Origin of the sequence: Arthrobacter sp. H41 (genome assembly GCF_000520535.1) — a bacterium.
In the GTDB taxonomy this organism is placed as follows: domain Bacteria; phylum Actinomycetota; class Actinomycetes; order Actinomycetales; family Micrococcaceae; genus Arthrobacter_D.
On sequence record NZ_KI914830.1, the window covers coordinates 18915 to 21664 of the forward strand.

3 protein-coding genes are annotated in these 2750 nt (G+C 71.2%); all 3 read left to right on the forward strand.

Annotation, left to right across the window (positions count from 1 at the left end):
- Positions 1-982 (forward strand): 3-oxoacyl-ACP reductase (locus tag Y705_RS20335; RefSeq protein ID WP_253908644.1); only part of this gene is annotated, 982 nt, incomplete at its 5' end.
- Complete coding sequence (locus tag Y705_RS0114625) at positions 979-1971, forward strand: MaoC family dehydratase (RefSeq protein ID WP_026533394.1); 993 nt, start codon at positions 979-981, stop codon at positions 1969-1971. The genes Y705_RS20335 and Y705_RS0114625, both read left to right, overlap by 4 nt.
- 9 nt (positions 1972-1980) lie before the next feature.
- Positions 1981-2750: aminotransferase class V-fold PLP-dependent enzyme (locus Y705_RS20340; protein WP_155850101.1), on the forward strand; the 770-nt coding region annotated here is incomplete at its 3' end.

The window sequence follows — 2750 nt, forward strand, 5'->3', positions numbered from 1 at the left end:
GGCGGCAGCGCGGCAGGGAATCGACGGGGCCATCCGGTCCGTGGCGCACGAGCTCCGCCGCGGGGCCACCGCCAACGGCATCATCCTCGAGCGCTCCGTGGGTGTTGCGGACCCCGGCGTGCTGGGCGCCCTGCGGTTCCTCCTCTCGGGGAAGAGCGCCTACGTCGACGGCCAGTTCCTGGCCGTCGGTCCGTCAGGGTCGATCGCTTCTCCTGCAGGAAGCCCCAGGGACGCCGACCTCGGGCGGCCCCTCGCGGGCAGGACGGCGCTGGTGACGGGAGCGGCACGGGGCATCGGTGCGGAGATCGCGGCAGTGCTGCACCGCGACGGAGCGAACGTCGTCGTCGTGGACATCCCGGCCGCGGGCGAGCAGCTGGCCCGCGTGGCCAACCGGGTGGGCGGCACCGCACTCCAGCTCGACATCACGGAGCCCGACGCCGGAGCGCGCATGCTCGCGCACGTCGCCTCGCGCTACGGTGTCCTCGACATCCTGGTGCACAACGCGGGCATCACGCGTGACAAGCTCCTCGCGAACATGGACGCAGCGCGGTGGGACTCGGTGATGGACGTCAACATCACCTCGCAGCTGCGCATCAACGAAGCGGTTCTCGCCTCCGAGGTCTTCGCCCGGAACGGGCGGATCGTGAGCCTCGCCTCGACCAGCGGCATCGCCGGCAACCGTGGACAGAGCAACTACGCCGCGTCGAAGGCCGGTGTGATCGGCATGGTGCGCGCCACTGCGGTCCAGTTCGAGGACGGTTCACGCACCATCAATGCCGTGGCCCCCGGATTCATCGAGACCGAGATGACGGCCAAGATCCCGCCCCTGACACGGCAGGTGGCGCGGCGCCTCAGCAGCCTCCAGCAGGGCGGGCTCCCCATCGACGTCGCCGAGACCATCGCCTTCCTCGCCTCCGGTTCCGCCGCCGGGATCAACGGCCAGGTGGTGCGGGTGTGCGGGCAGAACCTGGTGGGGGCATGAACGAGGTGCTGCTCGGGCAGGTTCGGGCCCTGCCCGCACTGTACCGGGACGCGGTGCTCCTTGCGGCCCGGCGGCGTCTCCGGGGTTCGGCCGTCCGCCTCGAGGTGCCCGACGTCCGGCACCGGGCGGAGCGCATCCGCGTGGACCCCGGGGCCCTGACCGCGTTCCAGCACCTGCTGGGCGAGCCTGCGCGTGACACGCTGCCGTCCGCCTACGTCCATACCGTCGCTTTCCCTGTCGCCATGAGCGTCCTGGCGCGGCACGACTTCCCGTTGCCGCTGCTCGGCATGGTGCATCTCGGCAATACCGTGGAGCACGTCCGCAGCATCGCCCTGTCGGAGTCACTGGACGTGGTTGCCTACGCCGAGAACCTGCGGGCACACCGCGCCGGAACGCAGGTGGACGTCGTCACCGACGTGTCGGTGGAGGGCTCTCGCGTGTGGACGGGGCGCTCGGTGTACCTGGCGCGGGGAGTGAGGCTGCCCGGTACCGGCGGTGCTTCCCAGCAGGGCTCCTCCGGCCCGCACGCGTCATCGTTCGTGCCGCCCGTACCCACCGGGGTCTGGAAACTCGACGGTGGCACCGGGCGGCGCTACGCCGCGGTCTCGGGGGACTGGAACCCGATCCACCTGAGCTCCGTCTCGGCGAGAGCACTCGGGATGAAGCGGTCCATCGCCCACGGCATGTACCTCGCAGCCCGTATGGTGGGCCAGGCCTGCCCCGCCCCCGTCGAGCATCTGCGGTGGAGCATCGACTTCGCCACACCGGTACTGCTGCCCGGCACCGTCGCTGTCGCCCTCACAGACGCACCGGCCGGCACGCAGCAGGGCGAAGTGCCCGGAGATCAGGACGGCGCGGACGCCGGACGGCGGGCGGATGCTCGGCAGAACGGCACCGCGCCGACCACCTCCACGCGCACCGACGTCGTCGGCTGGTCCAGGGAGAGCAACCGGCCGCACTTCACCGGCCACGTGGAACGCTCCGCCTAGACTGGGCCGATGACCGACCTGCTGCTCCGGTCCCGGGAGCTCGACTCTCAGGACCCGCTGGCCCCCTACCGCACCCGTTTCCTGACCGCCGAGGAGAACGACGTCGTCGCCTACCTCGACGGCAATTCACTCGGTCGGCCACTGGCCGCGACTCCCGATACGCTGGCGGACTTCGTGCGCTCGCAGTGGGCCGGCCGCCTGATCCGCGGTTGGGACGAGGGCTGGCTGGCGCTACCGGAGCGGATCGGCGACCGCCTGGGGGAAGTGGTCCTCGGCGCCGCACCCGGGCAATGCATCGTGGCGGATTCCACGAGCGTGCTCCTCTACAAACTGGCGCGCGCCGCGATCGCTGCCCGTCCCGGCCGCTCGGAAATCGTGATCGACCGCGACAACTTCCCCACCGACCGCTTCATCATGGAGGGCATCGCCCGCGAGTGCGGTCTCACCATCCGCTGGCTGGACACGCAGTACGACGCCGGCACCACCGTCGCCGACGTCGCCGCCGCGCTCGGGCCGGACACGGCGCTCGTGGTGCTGAGCCACGTCGCGTACCGGTCGGGGCACTGCGCCGACGTGCCCGGCATCACAAACCTCATCCACGACGCCGGCGCGCTGGCGCTGTGGGACCTCAGCCATTCGGTGGGTTCGGTACCCGCGGAACTCGACGCCTGGGGCGTCGACTACGCAACCGGCTGCAGCTACAAGTACCTCAATGGCGGCCCCGGCGCTCCCGCCTGGGCATACGTGGCAGCACGGCACCTTCCGGACTTCCGCCAGCC